This is a genomic window from Streptomyces iranensis (genome assembly GCF_017874715.1).
Lineage (GTDB): Bacteria > Actinomycetota > Actinomycetes > Streptomycetales > Streptomycetaceae > Streptomyces > Streptomyces iranensis.
This window is the reverse complement of sequence record NZ_JAGGLR010000073.1, coordinates 1-2,515: the sequence shown is the minus strand read 5'-3', so window position 1 is coordinate 2,515 and position 2,515 is coordinate 1. Positions and strand designations below refer to the sequence as shown.

Here is a 2,515-nt window from a genome sequence, read left to right as displayed (position 1 = left end):
ACGGTTCGTTGCTTCAGAACCAACACAGTGGACGCGAGCACCTGAGGACAAGCCCTCGGCCTATTAGTACCAGTCAACTCCACCGGTCACCCGGCTTCCATATCTGGCCTATCAACCCAGTCGTCTACTGGGAGCCTTAACCCATCAAGTGGGTGGGAGTCCTCATCTCGAAGCAGGCTTCCCGCTTAGATGCTTTCAGCGGTTATCCCTCCCGAACGTAGCCAACCAGCCATGCCCTTGGCAGAACAACTGGCACACCAGAGGTTCGTCCGTCCCGGTCCTCTCGTACTAGGGACAGCCCTTCTCAAGACTCCTACGCGCACAGCGGATAGGGACCGAACTGTCTCACGACGTTCTAAACCCAGCTCGCGTACCGCTTTAATGGGCGAACAGCCCAACCCTTGGGACCGACTCCAGCCCCAGGATGCGACGAGCCGACATCGAGGTGCCAAACCATCCCGTCGATATGGACTCTTGGGGAAGATCAGCCTGTTATCCCCGGGGTACCTTTTATCCGTTGAGCGACGGCGCTTCCACAAGCCACCGCCGGATCACTAGTCCCGACTTTCGTCCCTGCTCGACCCGTCGGTCTCACAGTCAAGCTCCCTTGTGCACTTACACTCAACACCTGATTGCCAACCAGGCTGAGGGAACCTTTGGGCGCCTCCGTTACCCTTTAGGAGGCAACCGCCCCAGTTAAACTACCCACCAGACACTGTCCCTGATCCGGATCACGGACCCAGGTTAGACATCCAGCACGACCAGAGTGGTATTTCAACAACGACTCCCCCTGAACTGGCGTCCAGAGTTCACAGTCTCCCACCTATCCTACACAAGCCGAACCGAACACCAATATCAAGCTATAGTAAAGGTCCCGGGGTCTTTCCGTCCTGCTGCGCGAAACGAGCATCTTTACTCGTAATGCAATTTCACCGGGCCTATGGTTGAGACAGTCGAGAAGTCGTTACGCCATTCGTGCAGGTCGGAACTTACCCGACAAGGAATTTCGCTACCTTAGGATGGTTATAGTTACCACCGCCGTTTACTGGCGCTTAAGTTCTCAGCCTCGCCACACCGAAATGTGACTAACCGGTCCCCTTAACGTTCCAGCACCGGGCAGGCGTCAGTCCGTATACATCGCCTTACGGCTTCGCACGGACCTGTGTTTTTAGTAAACAGTCGCTTCTCGCTGGTCTCTGCGGCCACCACCAGCTCAAGGAGAAAATCCCATCACCAGCAATGGCCCCCCTTCTCCCGAAGTTACGGGGGCATTTTGCCGAGTTCCTTAACCATAGTTCACCCGAACGCCTCGGTATTCTCTACCTGACCACCTGAGTCGGTTTAGGGTACGGGCCGCCATGAAACTCGCTAGAGGCTTTTCTCGACAGCATAGGATCATCCACTTCACCACAATCGGCTCGGCATCAGGTCTCAGACTCAATGTCACACGGATTTACCTGCATGACGTCCTACACCCTTACCCCGGGACAACCACCGCCCGGGATGGACTACCTTCCTGCGTCACCCCATCACTTACCTACTACCACCTTGGACCGGCGGCTCCACCACTCCCCTTCACCCGAAGGATCCAGGACGGCTTCACGGCCTTAGCATCAGAGGATTCGATACTGGGCGTTTCAAAGCGGGTACCGGAATATCAACCGGTTGTCCATCGACTACGCCTGTCGGCCTCGCCTTAGGTCCCGACTTACCCTGGGCAGATCAGCTTGACCCAGGAACCCTTAGTCAATCGGCGCACACGTTTCCCACGTGTGTATCGCTACTCATGCCTGCATTCTCACTCGTGAACCATCCACAACTCGCTTACACGGCTGCTTCACCCGGCACACGACGCTCCCCTACCCATCACAGCGGCCGTTGGACCACATGCTGCAATGACACGACTTCGGCGGTACGCTTGAGCCCCGCTACATTGTCGGCGCGGAATCACTTGACCAGTGAGCTATTACGCACTCTTTCAAGGATGGCTGCTTCTAAGCCAACCTCCTGGTTGTCTCTGCGACTCCACATCCTTTCCCACTTAGCGTACGCTTAGGGGCCTTAGTCGATGCTCTGGGCTGTTTCCCTCTCGACCATGGAGCTTATCCCCCACAGTCTCACTGCCGCGCTCTCACTTACCGGCATTCGGAGTTTGGCTAAGGTCAGTAACCCGGTAGGGCCCATCGCCTATCCAGTGCTCTACCTCCGGCAAGAAACACACGACGCTGCACCTAAATGCATTTCGGGGAGAACCAGCTATCACGGAGTTTGATTGGCCTTTCACCCCTAACCACAGGTCATCCCCCAGGTTTTCAACCCTGGTGGGTTCGGTCCTCCACGAAGTCTTACCTCCGCTTCAACCTGCCCATGGCTAGATCACTCCGCTTCGGGTCTTGAGCGCGCTACTAAACCGCCCTATTCGGACTCGCTTTCGCTACGGCTTCCCCACACGGGTTAACCTCGCAACACACCGCAAACTCGCAGGCTCATTCTTCAAAAGGCACGCAGTCACGAC

Annotated in this window: 1 rRNA gene; it reads right to left on the bottom strand. The window is 56.4% G+C overall.

Features of this window, described 5'->3' with window-relative positions:
* Positions 1–43: 43 nt before the first annotated feature.
* Positions 44–2,515, bottom strand: a 23S ribosomal RNA gene (locus tag J2Z30_RS49185); the annotation flags it as partial.